Source organism: Exiguobacterium sp. SH0S1 (genome assembly GCF_004337165.1).
GTDB classification, from domain to species: domain Bacteria; phylum Bacillota; class Bacilli; order Exiguobacteriales; family Exiguobacteriaceae; genus Exiguobacterium; species Exiguobacterium aurantiacum_A.
Genome location: NZ_SJVC01000008.1, coordinates 40,542 through 60,265, shown reverse-complemented (window position 1 = coordinate 60,265; position 19,724 = coordinate 40,542). Strand labels below are relative to the sequence as shown.

At 52.0% G+C, this 19,724-nt stretch carries 19 protein-coding genes; 11 read left to right on the top strand and 8 right to left on the bottom strand.

Translation table 11 applies throughout. The features are described from left to right. Positions 1 to 9: 9 nt before the first annotated feature. Both glgA and EVJ20_RS13955 read left to right on the top strand, forming a co-directional pair. The gene (gene glgA / locus EVJ20_RS13960; RefSeq protein WP_131466199.1) at positions 10 to 1,443 is read left to right on the top strand and encodes a glycogen synthase GlgA; all 1,434 of its coding nucleotides are present in this window, start codon (positions 10 to 12) and stop codon (positions 1,441 to 1,443) included. Positions 1,444 to 1,465: 22 nt separating this feature from the next. Then, on the top strand, positions 1,466 to 3,898 hold the full coding sequence (locus EVJ20_RS13955) for a glycogen/starch/alpha-glucan phosphorylase (protein ID WP_131508684.1): 2,433 nt from the start codon (positions 1,466 to 1,468) through the stop codon (positions 3,896 to 3,898). A 13-nt stretch (positions 3,899 to 3,911) separates the two neighbouring features. Here the strand turns inward: EVJ20_RS13955 and EVJ20_RS13950 are convergent, their stop codons facing one another. Next, positions 3,912 to 4,730 carry a sulfurtransferase gene (locus EVJ20_RS13950; protein ID WP_236633552.1) on the bottom strand — a complete coding sequence of 273 codons (819 nt, stop codon included), beginning with the start codon at positions 4,728 to 4,730 and terminating at the stop codon, positions 3,912 to 3,914. A 97-nt stretch (positions 4,731 to 4,827) separates the two neighbouring features. On the opposite strand from EVJ20_RS13950, the gene EVJ20_RS13945 reads away from it, so the two are divergent. From EVJ20_RS13945 to EVJ20_RS13935, 3 genes are all read left to right on the top strand, one after another. After that, positions 4,828 to 6,555, top strand: a complete 1,728-nt coding sequence (locus EVJ20_RS13945) for a phospho-sugar mutase (RefSeq protein ID WP_131508682.1) — start codon at positions 4,828 to 4,830, stop codon at positions 6,553 to 6,555. 126 nt (positions 6,556 to 6,681) lie between these two features. Beyond that, positions 6,682 to 7,440 (top strand): transporter substrate-binding domain-containing protein, encoded by a 759-nt coding sequence (locus tag EVJ20_RS13940; protein ID WP_131508680.1) that lies wholly within the window; start codon positions 6,682 to 6,684, stop codon positions 7,438 to 7,440. Continuing rightward, the gene (locus tag EVJ20_RS13935; protein ID WP_016510211.1) at positions 7,437 to 8,087 is read left to right on the top strand and encodes an amino acid ABC transporter permease; all 651 of its coding nucleotides are present in this window, start codon (positions 7,437 to 7,439) and stop codon (positions 8,085 to 8,087) included. The genes EVJ20_RS13940 and EVJ20_RS13935 overlap by 4 nt, the downstream gene beginning before the upstream one ends. Before the next feature lie 42 nt (positions 8,088 to 8,129). On the opposite strand, the gene EVJ20_RS13930 is transcribed toward EVJ20_RS13935, so the two are convergent. Together EVJ20_RS13930 and EVJ20_RS13925 are read right to left on the bottom strand one after the other, a co-directional pair. Next, positions 8,130 to 9,230, bottom strand: a complete 1,101-nt coding sequence (locus tag EVJ20_RS13930; protein WP_070327880.1) for an ABC transporter ATP-binding protein — start codon at positions 9,228 to 9,230, stop codon at positions 8,130 to 8,132. 104 nt (positions 9,231 to 9,334) lie between these two features. Continuing rightward, positions 9,335 to 10,186 carry a PucR family transcriptional regulator gene (locus tag EVJ20_RS13925; protein WP_070327879.1) on the bottom strand — a complete coding sequence of 284 codons (852 nt, stop codon included), beginning with the start codon at positions 10,184 to 10,186 and terminating at the stop codon, positions 9,335 to 9,337. A 75-nt stretch (positions 10,187 to 10,261) separates the two neighbouring features. Here EVJ20_RS13925 and EVJ20_RS13920 point away from each other — a divergent pair, with 75 nt between their 5' ends. From EVJ20_RS13920 to EVJ20_RS13905, 4 genes are all read left to right on the top strand, one after another. Then, the gene (locus EVJ20_RS13920; protein ID WP_131466215.1) at positions 10,262 to 11,353 is read left to right on the top strand and encodes a DUF445 domain-containing protein; all 1,092 of its coding nucleotides are present in this window, start codon (positions 10,262 to 10,264) and stop codon (positions 11,351 to 11,353) included. 37 nt (positions 11,354 to 11,390) lie between these two features. After that, the gene (locus EVJ20_RS13915; protein WP_131508678.1) at positions 11,391 to 11,762 is read left to right on the top strand and encodes a YlbF family regulator; all 372 of its coding nucleotides are present in this window, start codon (positions 11,391 to 11,393) and stop codon (positions 11,760 to 11,762) included. Positions 11,763 to 11,891: 129 nt separating this feature from the next. Further along, the gene (locus tag EVJ20_RS13910) at positions 11,892 to 13,667 is read left to right on the top strand and encodes an SLC13 family permease (protein WP_236636482.1); all 1,776 of its coding nucleotides are present in this window, start codon (positions 11,892 to 11,894) and stop codon (positions 13,665 to 13,667) included. A 61-nt stretch (positions 13,668 to 13,728) separates the two neighbouring features. Beyond that, entirely contained in the window at positions 13,729 to 14,181 is a 453-nt protein-coding gene (locus EVJ20_RS13905) for a hypothetical protein (protein WP_131508676.1), read from the top strand. A gap of 72 nt (positions 14,182 to 14,253) precedes the next feature. Here EVJ20_RS13905 and EVJ20_RS13900 read toward each other — a convergent pair whose 3' ends face one another. From EVJ20_RS13900 to EVJ20_RS13890, 3 genes are read right to left on the bottom strand one after another with little or no spacing between them, the layout of a single operon-like run. Further along, positions 14,254 to 14,466: a YhzD family protein gene (locus EVJ20_RS13900; RefSeq protein ID WP_233589627.1), complete on the bottom strand. Its 213-nt coding sequence runs from the start codon at positions 14,464 to 14,466 to the stop codon at positions 14,254 to 14,256. A 46-nt stretch (positions 14,467 to 14,512) separates the two neighbouring features. Beyond that, positions 14,513 to 15,604, bottom strand: a complete 1,092-nt coding sequence (dinB, locus tag EVJ20_RS13895) for a DNA polymerase IV (protein WP_236636473.1) — start codon at positions 15,602 to 15,604, stop codon at positions 14,513 to 14,515. Between the two features lie 60 nt (positions 15,605 to 15,664). Further along, on the bottom strand, positions 15,665 to 16,576 hold the full coding sequence (locus tag EVJ20_RS13890; RefSeq protein WP_131466185.1) for a magnesium transporter CorA family protein: 912 nt from the start codon (positions 16,574 to 16,576) through the stop codon (positions 15,665 to 15,667). Between the two features lie 83 nt (positions 16,577 to 16,659). Here EVJ20_RS13890 and EVJ20_RS13885 point away from each other — a divergent pair, with 83 nt between their 5' ends. Next, positions 16,660 to 17,619 (top strand): HD domain-containing protein, encoded by a 960-nt coding sequence (locus EVJ20_RS13885; RefSeq protein WP_201740028.1) that lies wholly within the window; start codon positions 16,660 to 16,662, stop codon positions 17,617 to 17,619. A gap of 36 nt (positions 17,620 to 17,655) precedes the next feature. On the opposite strand, the gene EVJ20_RS13880 is transcribed toward EVJ20_RS13885, so the two are convergent. Continuing rightward, positions 17,656 to 18,657 carry a peptidylprolyl isomerase gene (locus EVJ20_RS13880; protein ID WP_131489969.1) on the bottom strand — a complete coding sequence of 334 codons (1,002 nt, stop codon included), beginning with the start codon at positions 18,655 to 18,657 and terminating at the stop codon, positions 17,656 to 17,658. 151 nt (positions 18,658 to 18,808) lie between these two features. Between EVJ20_RS13880 and EVJ20_RS13875 the strand changes: the two genes are divergently transcribed. Then, positions 18,809 to 19,144, top strand: a complete 336-nt coding sequence (locus EVJ20_RS13875; RefSeq protein WP_236633775.1) for a DUF1878 family protein — start codon at positions 18,809 to 18,811, stop codon at positions 19,142 to 19,144. On the opposite strand, the gene EVJ20_RS13870 is transcribed toward EVJ20_RS13875, so the two are convergent. Further along, positions 19,131 to 19,694: an HTH-type transcriptional regulator Hpr gene (locus tag EVJ20_RS13870; RefSeq protein ID WP_070327870.1), complete on the bottom strand. Its 564-nt coding sequence runs from the start codon at positions 19,692 to 19,694 to the stop codon at positions 19,131 to 19,133. The genes EVJ20_RS13875 and EVJ20_RS13870 overlap by 14 nt on opposite strands. Positions 19,695 to 19,724: the final 30 nt, after the last annotated feature.

The following is a 19,724-nucleotide window of genomic DNA, read 5'->3' as shown; positions in this document are numbered from 1 at the left end:
GAGGATATTATGAAAATATGGTATGTCGCTTCAGAAGCGGCACCGTTCATGAAAACGGGGGGGCTTGCCGATGTGATTGGCTCGCTCCCTCAAGCGGTGTCTAGCCTCGGTGAAGATGTCAGTGTCGTAATGCCGAAGTACGGCTCGATTGCGCAAGAATATGTCGATGAGATGGAATATTTATTCGATTTGATCGTCCCGGTCGGCTGGCGTAAGCAGTTCGGGGCCGTCTTGAAGTTAGAGCGCGACGGGATCACGTATTACTTTATCGATAACGAGTACTATTTTAATCGCGAAGGCGTGCTCTACGGTCATTACGATGATGCAGAACGATTCGCCTTTTTCTCCCGGGCCGTCCTTGAGATGATCGGACAGATTGAAGAAGTGCCGGACGTGTTGCACTGCCACGATTGGCAGACGGGTGTCGTTCCGGCGTTTCTACGAATCCATTATCAACACATCGAAGCGTACCAAAAGATTCGAACGGTCTTTACTATCCATAACCTGCAATACCAAGGGATCTTCCCAGAAGCTGTGCTCGGTGAACTGCTGCAGTTTGGGCACGAGCATTTCACGGCAGAGGGCATCCAACATAACGGTCTCGTCAATTACATGAAGGCCGGCATCGTCCATTCCGACCAAATCACGACGGTGAGTCCGTCTTATCGCGATGAGATCATGGAACCTTACTATGGCGAAGGTTTAGATGCGGCACTACGCCACCGTGCCGTCGACGTCCGCGGCATCTTGAACGGTCTCGATTTGGCGACGAACGACCCGAGCACGGACAAACGAATCGCAAAAACGTATGATCTCGACACGGTCAAAGAAGGGAAGCTTGCCAACAAGCGCATGCTTCAAGAACGGTACGGTCTCGAAGTGCGTGATGATATCATGTTGATCGGATTCGTGAGTCGTCTCGTCGAGCAAAAAGGTCTCGATTTGATTCATGCGGTGAACCATGAGTTGGGGAATTTGGACTGTCAGTTCGTCTTCCTTGGATCGGGTCAACCTGAATATGAGGCGATTGTTCATGAGATGACGGCAGCCCATCCTGGAAAAATCGGGTCGTATATCGGGTTCGATATCGAACTGGCCCACTTGATTTATGCGGGATCAGACGCCTTCTTGATGCCATCTCGATTCGAACCGTGCGGCCTTAGCCAATTGATCTCGATGCGTTATGGAACACTTCCGATCGTTCGTGAGACAGGCGGACTTCGAGACACGGTCAAACCTTACAATGATTACACGCAAGAAGGGACTGGATTTGGTTTCTTGAACTACAACGCTCACGAGATGCTCGCGACGATTGAAAAATCAATTCGTGTCTTCTACGAGGATAACACTTGGAATGCGCTCGTCCATCAAGCGATGACTTCGGACTTCAGCTGGAAACAATCCGCTAAGCAATACCGTGAGTTATATCACCTATTCGCATGACTGGAAGGAGATTTACACATATATGTTTACAGATAAACAGAGCTTCGTCACTTCGTTTCAAGAAAGATTCGTCGCCTTAAACGGGAAATCGTTCGATGAAGGGACCGAGCAGGAAGTGTATCAAACGTTGGCAACGATGGTGCGTGAACAAGCGATTCCGAAATGGATCAACACACGCGACAAGCAAGAATCCAAACAGAGCAAGCAAGTCATCTATTTCTCGCTCGAGTTTTTGTTAGGCCGTTTCCTCTATAACAACTTACTCAGTATGGACGTTTTAGAAGTTGTCCAAGAAGGGTTGGAAGAACTCGGTTTTGATTTCACGGAAATCACGGAGTTCGAGCCGGAACCAGGGCTCGGTAACGGCGGTCTCGGCCGTCTGGCCGCTTGTTTCCTCGATTCGCTTGCCGCGCTCAGTCTGCCCGGTCACGGTAACGGGATTCGCTATCGTTACGGTTTGTTCAAACAAAAAATCGTCGACGGCTATCAAGTCGAGTTGCCGGACAACTGGCTCCGAAATGGGAATATGTGGGAGACGCGCCGTGCCGATCGTGCGGTTGACGTGAATTTTGGGGGCTGGATCGAGATGAAGCAGATCGGAGACCGTCTCCGTGTCGTTCATCATCCAGACGAAGTCGTACGCGCCGTTCCATACGATATGCCGGTCATCGGTTACAAGAACGACGTCGTGAACACGCTCCGGCTTTGGAATGCGGAGTCGCCATTTGATGACGAAGAGTATATGGAACGCACGAAAGGGTCGTACAAAGACTTGTTGAAACACAAGCAGTCGATTGCGACGATCTCGGAGTTCCTCTATCCGGACGACACGACGTATGAAGGAAAAGTGCTCCGTTTGAAACAACAGTACTTCTTCGTGTCAGCGGGTGTCCAATCGATGATTGCGTCTTACTTGCGACACAACAAATCACTCAAACATTTAGGCGACTACTACGCTGTCCACATTAACGATACCCACCCGGTCGTCGCAATCCCTGAACTGATGCGGATTTTGATGGATGATCACGGATATGGCTGGGATGAAGCGTGGCGCGTGACGAAAAGTGTCATGTCGTTCACAAACCATACACTTCTCGCCGAGGCACTTGAAAAGTGGCCGGTCGAGATGTACGAGCGTCTATTACCACGAATCTATCAAATCATTAATGAGATTAATACCCGGTTCTGTAAAGACGTGCTCGTCAATTATCCACACCTTGAACCGCATATGGGTGAGATTGCAATCGTCTCGAACAATTACATTAATATGGCAAACCTTGCCGTTGTCGGATCACATTCGACGAACGGGGTCGCCCGTATTCATACAGATATTTTAAAACAACGCGAGATGCGCCACTTGTATGAAATGTTCCCGCTTCGTTTCAATAACAAGACGAACGGCATCACGCATCGCCGTTGGCTCTTGAAATCAAATCCGCGTCTGTCGAACTTGATCACGGACGCAATCGGTCCGTCATGGATCGAGCACCCGAACGATCTTGAGAAGTTGATGGACGTCTCGAAAGATACGAGCTTCCAGGAGCAAGTGATGGAAGTGAAGCAACAAAATAAACTCGACTTAGCGGCTTATATTCAAGATGAGACGGGAATCAGTGTCGACCCGAACTCGATTTTCGATGTTCAAGTCAAACGTCTGCATGCGTATAAGCGTCAGCTCATGAACGCGATGCATATTCACGCGCTCTATCAAAAGATTCAAACAGACCCGACGTTCACGATGGTTCCACGGACGTTCATCTTCGGAGCGAAAGCGGCGCCAGGTTATTATTACGCGAAAGAAGTCATTCGCTACATCAATGCCCTCGCGTCGATGATTAACAACGACAAACGGGCGAGTCAGTTCATCAAAATCGTGTTCCTTGAGAACTACCGCGTCTCGATGGCAGAACGAATCTTCCCGGGCTCGGATGTTAGTGAACAGATTTCGACGGCGAGCTACGAGGCGTCAGGAACCGGAAACATGAAGTTCATGATGAACGGAGCGCTCACAATCGGTACGCTTGACGGGGCGAACATCGAGATTCGCGATGCGGTCGGTGATGACCATATCTTCATTTTCGGATTGACACCGCAAGAAGTCATGAACTATAAAAAATTCGGCGGGTATCATGCGGCCGACATTTATCATGCCAACACCGAAGTACGTAACGTCGTCGACGGTCTCGTCAACGGGACGTTCGATAAAGTCGGAGAATATCAGTTCCAAGCGATCTTTGATTCGCTTCTCGTCTATAACGATGATTTCCTCGTCTTGAAAGACTTTATGTCCTACATGCAGGCACAGCGACGCGTCGATGAAGTGTTCGCAGATAAGGCGCGTTGGGCGGAAAGTTCAATCGTCAATACGGCCAAGTCTGGTATTTTCTCGAGCGACCGCACAATCACGGAATATGCGAACGCGGTTTGGAACATCAAGCCGACGAGTGTGAAATAAAAAAATCCACCCGTTATGGGTGGACCTTATTTTCTGGATAACTGATCCAGTCAGAGTATGAACCGGGATAGAGACGGACATCGTCTTTACCGAGCGCGTGCAATGCCAAAATGTTCACGCAAGCGGTGACACCGCTGCCGCAATAAAAGATCGGGTTCGGGACATCGAGCACGTTGGCGTAAAGTTCGCGCAAATCGTGAAAGTCTTGAAGCGTCCCGAGCTCCGTGACGGCGTCTACGTATGGGCAGAGCAGGGCGTTCGGGATATGCCCGGCTTTTTTATCGATCGGTTCGTGGCTTCCGTCGTAACGGTCGGCCGTCCTTGAGTCATACAGGTCGCCTGTTGTCGTTGCGGCGCGCACGTCTTCGATCGTGGCGATCATATCGTCGTGGAAATCAGGGACGTATGTCGAAGCAGGGTACGTCGGAACCTCGGTCGTTGTCTCACCAGAGTAAGTGATGCCGGCCTGGATTCCGCCTTCGAGCACGATGACGCGCTCATGGCCGGCCCACTTGAATAACCACCAAGCACGTGCGGCGTATGGGAAACCGTCGTCGTAAATAATGATCAAGTCGTCCTTTTGGATGCCGATGCGTCGGAGCGTCTCCGTCCACGCTTCTTTTGACGGGAGCGGGTGACGTCCGCCGTGAACGGACACAGGGCCTGACAAGTCTTCCATCAAGTCGAGATGGACGGCATTCGGGAGATGTCCTTGACGGTACACGTATTTTCCGTATGAAGCGTCGTTCAATGAATAGCGGCAATCAATAAATCGGATTGAGTCCGTATGGACGATTTGTTTCAATTCTTGGGCACGCATAGTTGGAAACATAGTATCACCTCGAAGTTTCGTTACTCCCATCGTATACAAGATGGAACAAATTGGCGAGTACTTCGATTGAATTTGAACGTCGAAAGGGGAATTGACCATGGCATGGCAACAAACATATGAGCGTTGGAATCAATATGAGGAACTTGAACCTTATCTTCGGACCGAATTAGACGAGATGGCACAAAATGAGACGACACTCGAAGAAGCGTTTTATAAGACGCTTGAATTCGGAACGGGTGGTATGCGCGGTGAGATCGGACCAGGTGCCAATCGAATGAACGTCTATACGATTCGTAAAGCGGCGCAAGGATTTGCCGACTTTATTTCGGCGTCAGGCGAGGAAGCGAAACGGCACGGAGTCGTCATCGCCCATGATCCACGTCACTACTCACCTGAATTCGCGCTCGAGGCGGCACGGACGTTTGCATCGAACGGGATCAAGACTTACTTGTTCCCGAGCTTACGGGCAACGCCAGAACTGTCATTCGCCGTCAGACACCTAGGCGCGTTTGGAGGAGTCGTCATCACGGCGAGTCATAACCCGCCTGAGTATAACGGCTTCAAAGTATATGGCGCCGACGGCGGGCAACTACCGCCGGCCGAGGCGGACGAGCTCGTGTCTTACGTCAACGCGATCGAGGACGAGTTAAGCATCCCGGTCCAAGACGAAGCAACGCTCCGCGCCGACGGGACACTCGTCAACGTCGATGCGTCTGTCGATGCGGCTTACATGGAAGCTCTTCAATCGATTCGAATCCATAAGGACGTCCCAACAGACGCCCTCAAAATCGTCTTCTCGCCCCTTCACGGGACGGGTCGCCGACCGGTCATGGAAGGACTCAAGGCGTATGGGTTTGACCTTGTCACGATCGTCGAAGAACAAGCCGAACCAGACGGCGCGTTCCCGACGGTCAGTTCTCCAAACCCGGAAGAGCGGGCGGCGTTCAAGCTGGCGATGGAATATGGTGACCGTGTCAGCGCTGATTTGCTCATGGCGACCGATCCGGACGCCGACCGCGTCGGCTTCACCGTGCGTGACCGCGACGGGGAATGGTTCGTCTTGACAGGGAACCAGACCGGAGCGCTCTTGATGGATTACATCCTATCGCAAAAAGTCGAGACCGGCACGCTGCCAGCGAACGGATTCGTCGCGAAAACGATCGTCACGTCCGAGCTTGGGGCGGCCATCGCCAAAGCGTATGGCGTGCATCTCGAGAACACGCTCACCGGCTTTAAATTCATTGGTGAGAAGATCAAACAGTACGAGGAGTCAGGCGAGTACGAGTTCTTGTTCGGCTACGAAGAGAGCTACGGCTATTTGATCGGTGACTTCTGCCGTGATAAAGACGCTGTCCAGGCGTGCGTGCTCGGTGCCGAGATGGCAGCTTTCCATAAGCAGCAGGGACGAACGTTGTATGACGCGCTCCAAGCGATTTATGAGAAGTATGGCTTTTATGAGGAATCGCTTCAATCGATGACGTTGAAAGGGAAAGCCGGGCTTGAACAGATCGGCCGGATGATGGAATCGTTCCGTGCCAACCCGCCGCAAGAAGTTGCCGGCTACGAAGTCGTCCGCTTCGAGGATTACAAGCTGCAAGTCGCGACCGACCTTCGTCAAAATACGACCGAGGACATCGACTTGCCATCTTCGAACGTGCTCAAATTCGTCTTCGAGGACGGGTCGTGGTTCTGCCTTCGCCCGTCTGGCACAGAGCCAAAGATCAAGTTCTATTTCAGTGTTCACGCGGATAGTGCCGAGATGACGACGGCGAAACGTGAAGCGATTGAACGAGACGTTATGAAGCAAGCAAAAGCAATCGACTGACTAGTGTACCACCGCTCAACTGGGAGCGGTGGTTTTTGTTTGACTTCTTTTAACCTCGTCAGTATGATGAGTATATTGCTCAAAACCATGTAATCATATAAGGATTATCAGGAAGGCGGAAATAACATGAAAAAATCATTAACGGCAGTTCTCGCAATCGGCGCATCGTTCGGGGTGCTCGCAGCTTGCGGTACAGAGACGGACAGTGGATCTGAAGAAACAGTCATCACAGTCGGGACGGAAGCGACATACCCGCCATTCACATACAAAGATAAAGGTGAAATCACAGGGTATGACATCGACGTGTTGAACGAAGCGGCAGAGCGTGCCGGCTATACGGTCGAGTATGAGCCGATGGACTTCAAAGGACTCGTCCCGGCACTCGACGCGGAACGCATCGATATGATCGCGAACCAGATGAGTATCACACCGGAGCGTGAAGAGAAGTATGCGTTCTCGGATACGTACGCGGTGTCAGGTGCACAAGTCATCGTTGCTTCAGATAATGAAGACATCCAAGGCATCGACGACCTTGACGGCAAAGTCGTTGGTTCGACACAAGGGTCGGTCTACGCCCAGATGGCTGAAAAAGCTGGCGCAGAAGTGAAGTTTTATAAAGGTGCGAACCAAGTGCTCCAAGACCTTCAAGTCGGACGTCTCGACGCAGCACTCAACGACCGTCTCTTCATCTTGACGGAGCTCGAGAAGACAGGCTACGACGTGAAAGCGGTCGGTGACGTCTTCAACAAGAGCGAGGCGGGTTACATGACACGCCAAGACAGCGACGTGCTCGATCAGTTGAACGAGGCGCTTGCTGAAATGAAAGAAGACGGAACGATGGCTGAAATCGGTGATAAGTACTTCGGTGAGGACATCAGTCAATGAATGAACTGATCACGACCGTCATCGAGAACCGTTCGGCCTATATCGAAGCCGTACAATTGACGTTGATCGCCAGTATCCTGTCGATTATCCTCGCCTTGGTGCTCGGTCTGATCATCGCGTTACTTTACAGCAGTCCAATCAAAGTGTTGCGGTTGTTCACTCGGACGTACACCTCGTTCTTCCGGGGCACGCCGCTGCTCTTGCAACTGCTCATCTTGTACGTCGGGTTGACCGGGTTCGTCCAACTGAGCGGGATGCAGGCGCTCATCTTCGGATTGGGTCTGCACTTTGCGGCTTATATCTCGGAGGCGTTCCGGGCAGCCATCAATTCGGTCGATCGCGGACAAGTCGAGGCGAGTGTCGCCCTCGGGATCCCGAGGGCGAAACGTTTTAAAGACATTATCTTCCCACAAGCGTTATCACGGGCCATCCCACCGGTGTCGAACTCGGTGATTGATATCATCAAGTCGACGTCGCTCGGGTCGGTCATCGCCGTGCAGGAGTTGACGTACGTCTCAGACCAGATTGCAGCGACGACCTATTTGGTCATGCCGCTCCTCTTGTTCTCGGCCTCGATCTATTGGATCTTGTCGACACTCATTCAAGCGGGGCAGCATCGGCTCGAACGTCGCTATGCGACCCGCTAAACGAAAAATCCCCTCGATTCCAAGAATCGAGGGGATTTTGTATTAACGGATGACGAGCTCTGTCTCAGAGTCGAAGAAGTGTGCTTTCGTCATATCGAGCGCGAGTTCTACGTCGTCACCCATACGGATGTTCGAGCGGCCGTCGATGCGGGCCGTGAACTGGTGTCCACCGAGCTCGGCGTAAAGGTAAGACTCGGCACCCATGAGTTCAGATACATCGATGTGTGTTTGGAACGTGTGTGTTGTCGGAGAATCGATGTAGATCGGCTCATCGTGGATCGATTCTGGACGAATCCCGAGGATAAGCTCTTTACCGATGTAACCACGGTCGCGAAGACCTTTCATCTTGCCTTCAGGCACGTTGATTTCTTCGCCGTTCACGACGAACTTGCCGTCTGCGAGTGTTCCGCGGAAGAAGTTCATCGAAGGCGAACCGATGAAGCCGGCAACGAAGATGTTATCTGGGTTGTCGTATACTTCTTTCGGCGAACCGACTTGTTGGATGATCCCGTCTTTCATGATGACGATACGAGTCGCGAGTGTCATCGCTTCCGTTTGGTCATGGGTAACGTAGATCGTCGTCGTATCGAGACGGTTGTGCAACTGGATGATCTCTTTACGCATTTGTACGCGAAGTTTTGCATCCAAGTTTGAGAGCGGCTCATCCATCAAGAACACTTTTGCGTCACGGACGATGGCACGACCGATGGCAACACGTTGGCGCTGACCACCTGAGAGTGCCTTCGGTTTACGTTGGAGGTATTCTTCAAGTCCGAGGATGCGAGCCGCATCTTGGACGCGACGGTCGATCTCTTCTTTCGGGAACTTCCGAAGCTTCAAACCGAATGCCATGTTGTCATAGACGCTCATGTGCGGGTAGAGGGCATAGTTTTGGAAGACCATCGCGATGTCGCGGTCTTTCGGCGCCACGTCGTTCATGCGTTTGCCGTCGATGATGAAGTCGCCGCTCGAGATTTCTTCGAGTCCTGCGATCATGCGAAGTGTTGTCGATTTACCGCAACCAGACGGTCCGACGAAAACGATGAACTCCCGGTCTTTAATGTGCAAGTTGAAGTCGCTGACGGCTTTCCCGTCACCACCGTCGTATATTTTATCAATGTGATTCAATTGAATTTCTGCCATTGTCGTTAGCCTCCTGAGAATGTGTTCTTGTATAATAGCGCTTACAAGATTGATTATACGATGAAACCGCTTGCACGAGATATGTACACGTTGCACAAAAACAGTTACTCAGATTTGTGCAACGTGACAATCAGTTGGAGTAAACTCGCATCATAAAACTGACGAGCGTCATATCCTGTCAGTTCATAGAGCCGATCGAGCCGGTAATTGAGCGTGTTCCGATGCATGAACAGCGCTTTCGCCGTATGGGACACGTTCAGCGAGTGGGCGAACAGCGCCTCTAACAATTCGACGCTCGTCTTATCGAGTATCGAATACGCCGCCTCGGTCAATTGGAGACGTGTGGCAAAAGTCTCATGGTCTTGTAGCAAGTAATGGTATAATAATTGACTAGCAGGGTAAGTTTTAGTAGGGAGTTTCGCGAACGGGCGCAACGTCATGTGTTGATGGTAAAGCGTCCCCAACACACCGAGCGGCCGCTCACTAAAGATGACGTGCGCTTCGACGTAGCAGTCGCTCGCGCCGGCACGCAATACGTCCTCGAAATCAGACAAGTCGACGAGTTGGTTCATCTCAATGATTTCAACGTGATGTCGCGTCATGACGACAATCTCCGCTTCTGGCATGAAATCGTGTAATATCTCTAAAAATTGCTCGAGCGATTCCCTCTCTTGATAGTGGAGCGATAGTGACAACAGACGGAACGGTTGCGCGATCCGATACGAATCGGTGAGCAGGCGGTTTTGCCATTTTTCTTGACGGGGGTCGGCGGTCGTCAAAAACGGTGTCGCCGACCATTCGAGCAGTTGCCGTTCACGCTCGTTCAACTCGGTTTTTGGCAAGCCGAACACGGTCCCATCCTGTGCTTGATACCAAGCATAGTCTCCGGATGCGTCTTCCGACCGATGGACAACGGTCGGGAAAATCGATTTAATACGATCAAACGTAGTCAACACAATCACCTCTTCAACAATGTATCATATTTCAGAACGGGGGCAGGCAGTTTGGATAGTCTACTAAAAATATTCATCATGATCGCCATTGGGGCGACAATCGGGGGAGTGACGAACTTCCTCGCCATCAAAATGTTATTTCGGCCCCACGAGCCAAAGTATATCGGAAAAGTCCGAGTACCGTTCACACCGGGGTTGATTCCGAAACGCCGCGATGAGCTGGCGACGAGTCTCGGCAAGACGGTCGTGAAACACTTGTTGACGCCTGAAGGGATGCGGAAGCGCCTGCTCGACGAACAAGTGAGCGGCCACATCACCTATTTCGTCCAAGAGGAAGTCCGGACGATGCTCCGTTCGGACAAGACGATCCGTACACTAGTCGAACCGCTTTACCCGGACGCCGAGTCGCGTGTGTTGACGGAAGCGGACACGAAACTCCGCCAAGAGCTCCGGCTCGTGCTCGCTGACGTCAAGTCACGCAAGCTGTACGAACTGCTCGGTGAGGACGGGATGGACCGTGTCCGTGACGTGATCCCGGAAATCGTCGACGCGATGCTCGTCAAATCAGAAGAGTATTTCTATTCGGCGGAAGGAGAGGCTCAGCTGCGGTATATGGTCGACTCGTTCGTCCAACGCCGGCTCGGTTTTATCGCCGGGTTCATTCAAAATATGAACTTCGTCGAGATGATTCGCCCGGAGATTGTCAACATTTTACGTGGCGGGTCGACTCGTTCTGGAATGGCGACGATGATCACGCGCGAGTTCGAACGGTTCAGTGAGCGTACGGTCGACACACTCTTAGATGAGCGGTTAGAAGACCGATTGATCGATGGGGTGACGACAGAAGTCATCACCCGTCTCCCGGTCGGCGAATTGCTCGACCGGACCGTCTATTCGTACACACGAGACGTCGAGACACGCATCGTCGACGATCTCGTCCCGAACGGGGTTCGGCTCGTCATCGAGCGGTTCACCAATCAAATGGAGACGGTGATGGACCGTCTGAAAATCGATCAAATCGTGCAAGAGCAAGTCCAATCGCTCGATACGTCGTACCTCGAGGAGATCGTCTTATCGATCTCGAAACGGGAGTTCCGGGCAATAACATGGCTTGGAGCGCTGTTAGGTGGTATGATTGGGTTGATTCAAGGGTTGATTGCCATCGTTTGATCGGCCACGGCCCTAATAGTATTTAGGAGGACGTCACATGTCACAAACAAACTTGTACGATCATGCTAACCAATTGGAAAAAGCACTTCGCGAATCTGAGGAGTTCACAAATCTCTCTTCATTATACGATCGTGTCAATGCGGATGCAGAAGCGAACCAGTTGTTCGCTGACTTCCGTGATATCCAAATGACGCTTCAGCAAAAGCAAATGCAAGGCGAAGAAATCTCAGAACAAGAGATGATGGATGCTCAAACGAAAATGATGAGCGTTCAACAGAACGAATTGATCATGGAGCTCATGCAAGAAGAGCAACGCATGCATCAACTGGTCACAGAAGTGACAAAAATTATCATGAAACCACTTGAAGATCTATACGCTCCGATGGTTAATGAAAACGAAGTTCAATAATACCTGTGCGGATGGCTTTCGAGCCATCCGTTTTTTTGTTGACCGACTTGTCAAATTCGTTATGATAGCGCTTACATATTATAGGGTATAATAAACTTGTATATCAATTCACAAGAGAGGGTGGGCGTCATGGTCACCTTGTTCATATTAGCGGTCATGATCATCTTTTTCATCGGGGGCTGGTTGCGGGCCGATCTCGTCGCACTCGTCGGGCTGGTCGCGCTCGTATTGACGCAGCAACTGTCGCCTGTCGCGGCGATGGCAGGTTTTTCGAATCCGGTCGTCTTGATGATCGCCGGATTATTCATCGTCGGAGCGGGCCTATTTCATACAGGACTCGCCGAACGGCTTGGCGCTGGGCTCATTCCTTATGCGAAAGGGAGTGAGGTGCGTCTATTTCTCGTTCTGATGGTCACCGTGACGTTTTTATCGAGTCTCATGTCGAACACGGGGACGGTCGCGCTCTTGATCCCGGTCGTTCTCGCCATGTCGAGACAAACCGGTACGAATCCGGCAAAACTGTTAATGCCGCTCGCGTTCTTTTCAAGCATCGGTGGGACGATGACGCTCATCGGCACCCCACCAAACCTTGTCGCCGCCGAGGCGCTCCGTGGTGCCTCAGTCGGAACGCTCGGTTTCTTCTCGCTACTACCGATCGGGTTCGCCGCCGCCGTCGTCGGGCTGCTCTACTTTTATGTCATCGGGAACCGGCTGCTCGATGCGGGCGAGGTTCGTTCGGTCGTCGTCGCCCGTCTGCCGATGCCCGACTTGAACATCTACGCGCTCACGCTCACGAAAGGTCATCCGCTCGTCGGGAAAACGCTCCGAGATGTGAAGTGGTCACGTGACGGTTTGATCGTCCTCGGCGAAAAGCGAAAAGGGCTCGCGCATCGACTCGTCACGGCCCGAGCCGATACAGTGCTCTATGAGGGACGTGTCCTCGTTAGCGGGGCAGAAGCGGATGTTCGACGCGTCGCCCGTCAAGAAGGGGTGGTCGTTGAATCGATGGAGCTGAAAGATGTCTACGGGAAAGAGTCAGGCGTCGCCATTTTCACCGTCCCGTCTGATAGCCCGCTCATCGGTCACTGTCTCTCGGAAAGTCGGTTGCGGAATGACTACCGCTTGAACGTGCTTCAAGTCATCCGCCCGAACGAAGAAATTGCGATGACGCGGCTGAAAGACGTCCCGTTAGAGCGAGGTGATATGCTCGTGGCCCAAGGCGAGTGGGGCGATTTAGAAAAAGCGGGTGACGAGACACACTTGTTGCTCGCGAACGAGCGCGTGACCGATGTCGCCAACCGAGCTGTGTCCGAGCGCCATCAACTCGCGGCCGGTCTCATCATGCTAGTCATGGTCGTGCTCCTCGTCTTCGAATGGGTCGATCCGACCGTTGCCGTTTGGCTTGCGGCCATCGCGATGGTGCTGACGGGAGCGGTCCGGCATATGGACGTTGCCTACGAGTCGGTCCAATGGTCGTCGCTCCTGTTGATCGCCGCCATGATTCCAGTCGGGACCGCACTCGAAAACGCGGGTGTCATGGCCTGGCTCGTCACATGGATCAGTGAGTCGTTCGGGCGCGCTGGTCCGGTCTGGGTGCTTGTCGCCATCTTCGTCGCAACGATGGTGCTCAGTCAAATCATCTCCAATACGGCGACGGCCGTCTTGTTCGCACCGCTCGCCTTATCGCTCGCCGCGTCACTCGAAGTCAGTCCGGTGCCGCTCGTAGTCGCCGTCGCCGTTGCGGCATCACTCGCGTTTATGACGCCGTTCGGCTCACCGACGAACGCGATGGTGTTCAGTATCGGCGGCTATCGCTTTTTCGATTTTGTTAAAGTCGGTTTGCCGCTACAAATGATTGTCGCGGTCGTCGCGATTTTTTCGATTTTATTCCTCTTTCCATTCTGAAAGAGGAAATTTTTGTTAGTTGACGAATAAGTTGAAAACAACGAACTGATGAGGTGGAGAGATGATGTGGAAACGAATCGGGATCCTCCTGTGCGTCTTCTTCCTGGCGGCTTGCTCGAACGCCAACGAAAAACCGATGCTCGGAGAGGACGCCAAGCTGGCGAAGCGTTCCCTCGAGGAGAAAGGATATGAGATTGTTTCTTACAAGGGTGGGGACACGTCACGTTTCGAGAAGGAAGACCTTATCGATTCACCTGTGCGAGATACTTGGAGCGTCCAGACGACGCCACCGGACGACTATATCGGGCGTGACATTAAGCGAGAGCATTTCGTCGTCCGTAACCATCTGCTCGATGATCAGTACGAGCTCGGACAGACGAACGTCTTGGTCCTAATTGATGACGGGAACATCATCGGCGGGACCTCATTCCCTGATTCAAAGGAACCGCTGATGGGGGCACCTTATTCACTGGATGGGAAGACGGCGGAAGAGCTACATCCGGACGACTATTGAGCATGGCGGGAAGACTGGGAGAAACAATATAGCGAATGAACAAAGCGCCTCGGGGTTCCCGAGGCGCTTCTGTTATGAGGCCGTGCCTTTCAGTTTTCCAGGAAGTTTGCACCGTTCGAAATAGATGAGTTGTCCTTGGCGGACGATGCGCGCCCCTTTATGGTCGTGACCGGCCTCATGGAGCATCGCTAGCCCTGTCGCTTTTCCTTCTTCGTCGTTCGTTGCCTCGAATGAATCATTAAGTAAAATCGTGCCGTCATTCTCGAACGCAGTGACTGTGTACATGTTCAAACGGATCCCCCCCTTTCTTTCCATTGTACTGAATCACCATTCATTCTTCAAGCGACGGTTTCGTTAGTTCGTCGAACGTGAGCTGACGGGCCGTCTCCGTTCGGGGAATCAAATCGGAGACGGTCATGCCGATCAGACGGACCGGCTCGTTGATTGACATCTCGTCGAACAAGCGTCGGGAAAGCCGTTTGATCTCATCATGGTCATGGGTCGGATGGTTCAGCTTGATCTGGTGACTGCGTGCTTGAAACTCGCTCGTTTTGATTTTGATCGTCACAGTTTGACAACTCAATTCGCGGCGGTCGAGCTGCTGCAACACGTCTTCGATCTCAGGGATGACGCGCTCATACACTTCCTCCGGATCGTCGAGGTCAAAGGCGAACGTCGTCTCCGAGCCGATCGACTTGCGTTCACGGGTCGGGACGACGGGACGGCTGTCACGTCCGTGTGCGAGTTCGTATAACTGGACACCACGGTCATGGCCGAGGATGGCCTTCAACTGTTCAGGTCGCGATTGCTGGATGTCGGCAATCGTTTCAAACCCGTGCTTGAACAAAGTCTGGGCGGTCACTTTCCCGACACCGTGCATCGTCGTGATCGACAGCGGGGCGAGGAACGACTCGACTTCGTTCGCGGCGACGATAGTGAGGCCGTTCGGTTTGTCGAACCCGGAGGCGATTTTGGCGACGAACTTGGACGGGGCGACGCCGGCGGAAGCGGTCAGTCCGGTCCGGCGTTTGATCTCGCCGAGAATGTAGCGCGCCACGTAAGGCGCCGACGTGCTCATGAGTGAATTCTCGGTGACGTCGAGATACGCTTCATCGAGCGATAGCGGCTCGACAAATGGCGTCACAGACTTGAAGATCTCCATCACGTCTTGGCTCACTTGCCGATACGCCTGAAAGCGCGGCTTGACGAACGTCGCTTGCGGACAGAGTGCGAACGCCCGACGTGACGACATGGCGCTATGCACGCCGTATTTTCTCGCCTCATACGAACAGGTGGCGACCACTCCACGACTGTGAGGGGCGCCACCGACGATGACGGGCTTATTTCGCAAATGAGGGCGGTCTCGTTGTTCGACGGATGCATAGAACGCATCCATATCGACGTGTATGATTAAACGTTCCATCGGCATCTCCTTTCCGTTTCAATCGACTCCTTTCATTATAGCGAACTTTTGTTCGTTTTTTTACTGTTTTGTTCTCTTCCGCTGTTTTTCCATTTGTTTTTGGTTACGGATTTGATTCGGGAATTGTAACAGAGACCCAATCCAATTTTTTTGTTTTAACCAAGCGTAAACTAAGCCCGTGAAGAGAACGATCATGACCCAAGCGAATAGATAGCCGAGCGGCCATTCGAGTTCTGGCATCTGTTTAAAGTTCATTCCCCAGACGGCACCGAAGGCGACGACCGGTGTCGTCAGCGCCGTGAAGACGGTCAACGCCTTCATGATCTCGTTGCCACGAAAATTTGACAGCGTCGAGGCGAGGTCGGTCAAGGCGATGACATCGCCTTGGTAGTGTTCGATCAACGTCAACAGCCGATCGACACGGTACTCAGCAAGGCGATAAGACTTCAGCTCATTCAACTCTATGTCGAGGAACGCCTCTCGTCCCGCCATCAGTAGCTCGCGGTACGGGACGACCGTATCTGACCAGCGTTCAATCTCGCTCCGCAGCCCAAATATTTCGTTCATGAACTCAGGCGGAACTTGACCGCTCATTTGACGCTGTGCCATCATCAAACGTTCCTCGTATTCATCGATCCCGTGGAAGTAATAATCCATCTTTTCGGCGAGCAGGTCATAGAACGCTGCAATCGGTGTGGCATATTGTTTCGCTGCGACGCTATCGCAATACAAATCATCAAACCCGATCGTCCATAAAAAGTCGCGCGTCACGAAATAGTGACCGATTTTCTGCGGTTCGCGTTCGAGCTGCTCATAGTCGAGCGTGAGCGAACCGTACATATAGTCCTGCTCGACGATGATTTTCGTCACTTTGGCCGTCGTCAGTTGTTCGAGCCAATACGTGTACGCCTCCGTATAGTAGTCGTCAACGTGTACGATTTCCTCAGGTCGTGTGTACCAAGTCCAATTCATCCTTCATTCCCCCAATGTTCTTCTCTCATCAAGTATTCCCGGTTTACCGAGAAAGTTGGCATCTAGAGCGAACTTTCGTTAAGATGGAAGTACTGACAAGAAGAGAGGTGCTTTCATTGACGACTAAAATCGGTCAGCTCAAAGTGGGCGACACGTTAAACCAATATGTAATGATCAAACAATCATATCGAGGGCTCGCCGGGAACGGGAAGCCTTATCTGACCCTCGTTTTATGCGATGAGAGCGGCGAGATCGAGACGAAGGTGTGGGATAGCGCCGATACCGAGAAGTACGGGACGAAAAAGATCGTCCACGCCTCAGGAGAAGTCATGGACTATCGGGGCCGGACGCAGCTCAAACTGAAGCAGATCTCGATCATCGAAGGGGAGACGGACATCGCACCGTACGTCCGCTCTGCGCCGATCCCGAAGTCGGAGCTCGAGACGACGATCCGGGCGTATATCGACGCGATCAGTCACGAGGGCATGCGGGAACTCGTGACGACGATTGTTGACCGAAACGAAGAGGCATATTTCACGTATCCGGCGGCGGTACGCCATCATCATGCGGTCTATTCAGGGCTCGCGTTCCACGTCATGTCGATGCTCAAACTGGCCGGAACGATGTGTGACTTGTATCCACAGTTGAACCGGGACTTGCTCATCTCAGGTGTCGTCTTGCACGATTTGGCGAAAGTCATCGAGCTGTCGGACGCGATCACCCCGGAATATACGCTCGAAGGCAAACTGCTCGGTCATTTGTCGCTCATGGCGTCCGAGATCGAAGTCACGGCCCGCGAGCTCGGGACCGATCGTGAAGTCACGACGCTGTTACAACATCTCGTCTTGAGTCACCACGGGAAGCCGGAGTGGGGCTCGGCGAACGCGCCGCAACTTCCGGAGGCGGAAATGCTGTTCTTCATCGACAACATCGATGCGCGGATGAACATGTTCGATAAGGCGTTCGAAGGTGTCGAGCCAGGAACGTTCACAGAACGGCTCATGGCGCTTGATAACCGGGCGTTCTACAAACCGAAGCTATAAAAAAGGCAGGCATCCCGCGGGACGCCTGCCTGTTGCTTATTGTTCTGTCGACTCTTCAGCCGGTGCTTCTTCTGATGTTCCTTCTTCTTCCGCTTTGAGTGCGTCTTTTACTGCGTCGAACTGTGTTGAGGCTTTCGCGTCTTTCACGTCAACGTTGTATTTTTCGATCAACTCAGCGTAGATTTTGTTGGCGTCGACTGAAGCTGCTTTTTCAGTCGCCAATTCTTCACGGATGCGGTCTTTCTCGTCCTCGAGCTTGAGGTCTTTTTCTTTACGGTCTACGACTTTGATGACGTGGAATCCGAATTGTGATTGGACCGGCTCTGAGACTTTACCGACGACATCTTCTTGGAACGCGTATGCTTCGAATTCAGGAACCATGGCGCCGGCTGAGAAGTAACCGAGGTCGCCGCCTTTTTCGCCTGAACCAGTGTCTGTTGATTTTTCTTTCGCGACGTCTGCGAAATCAGCGCCATCGTTGATTTCTTTGATGATAGCTTGCGCTTCTTCTTCCGTCTCGACGAGGATATGGCTCGCCTGGACTTCAACGTTCTCTTTGGCGAATTGTGCTTCGATTTCTTCGTCCGTCACGTCGACGAGTTCAGACTTCGCAGCATCGACGAGCATTTGGCCGCGGAGTGCCTCTTTGAACTCATCCGTGTCTGTCATGCCAGCCTGTTGAATCGCTTGTTCGAACTCTTCTTTCGAATTGAACTGCTCTTCCGTCTTGCTGAACTCTTCGTCGACTTTTTCTTGCTCGACTTTGTCGCCATACTCTTTTTCAAGAAGTGCGTTCATTGTTTCTTGGAAAGCGAGTTGTGGGACCATACGGTCGTAGCTCATGTCCGCGATTTCACCGCGCGTGATTTCGCCACCTTCGAATGAGACAACAGCTGAGTTGTCAGAAGATCCGCCGCTCGTTGCAGCGTACGTACCGCCTACACCGATGAGAAGCGCGATTGCCGATGCGCCGACAAGGGCACCAGTTGAAAACTTTTTGTTTTGTTTGTTTGGTTCATTCGTCATTCCATTTGACATATATTCCACCCCTAAAAATCTATAAGTTTCTATGTTCGACTATACCACATTTTGTTAATCATGACAGCTGTTCGATTACCTGTGTAGTATCATAGCACAGAAACGTGTCGTATAATGATGAAAGAGAATGTGAAATGATGGGGTGGGAAACGTGTCGCTAGAAGAGAAAGTTAATCAGTTGTCTTTTCAGATGGAGCTGTTGCTCGGACTAGTCGATTGGTCGAGTCGGCCGTTTGAATATGAAGTCATCAAAGCAAACTTGACGAAGGAAGAAGTTGCGGACTTCTATAGACTGCTCGACGAAATCAACAATCAACAAAACGAGCAAAGGCGTTACGGCTTGTCGTCCGTAGAGCCTTTGCTCGTCAGTTTCGTCGGGATGTTGCATCCGTCGTTAGACCCTGGGGTCATTTTGGCGGCGTGCGTCAAACAAGGGATCGCTCTCGAAATCACAGAGCCCCTTTACGCGCACGTCAAGCTTCTTTAGTCAGCTCGTCATCTTCGGGACGACGTCCGGCCTCTTCAGAAATCATTTTTGATGTTTCAGCGAAGATGTCCATGAAGTTGTCGCCGTACAGGCGGCGGACGATGGCCGTGATGTCCGTCAAGTCCGGGAATTTCCCATATAACTCCTGCAACGGGAGCGAGGCACGGAACACACCGTTCTCTTCAGGGTCGAACGCATGAATTGTTTCGAGCAAGAGCGCTTCGCCTTCAGGCGTCAACTGTACATAAGTATTACGTTTGTCCGTTTCTTTTTTAGAGAACGTGAGGAGACCACGATCTTCTAATTTTTTCGAAAAGTTGAACGCGGTCGATACGTGCATCACGCCATATTTCGCAATCTCAGAGATTGAGGCGCCACCGAGTGCGTGGGCGATCCATAAAATATGATGCTCGTTTATGTTCAAATCGAAAGGCTTGATCCAGTTCTGCCAGTCTTTTTCGACCGTCTTCCACAATGCTTTACTGAGCTGAATGATTTTATGACTATAGAGCATGGCCTCAGGGCCAGAGAATTCTTTTTCATGTTCCATCTCAATTCATCCTTTCCGGATACAAAGTGA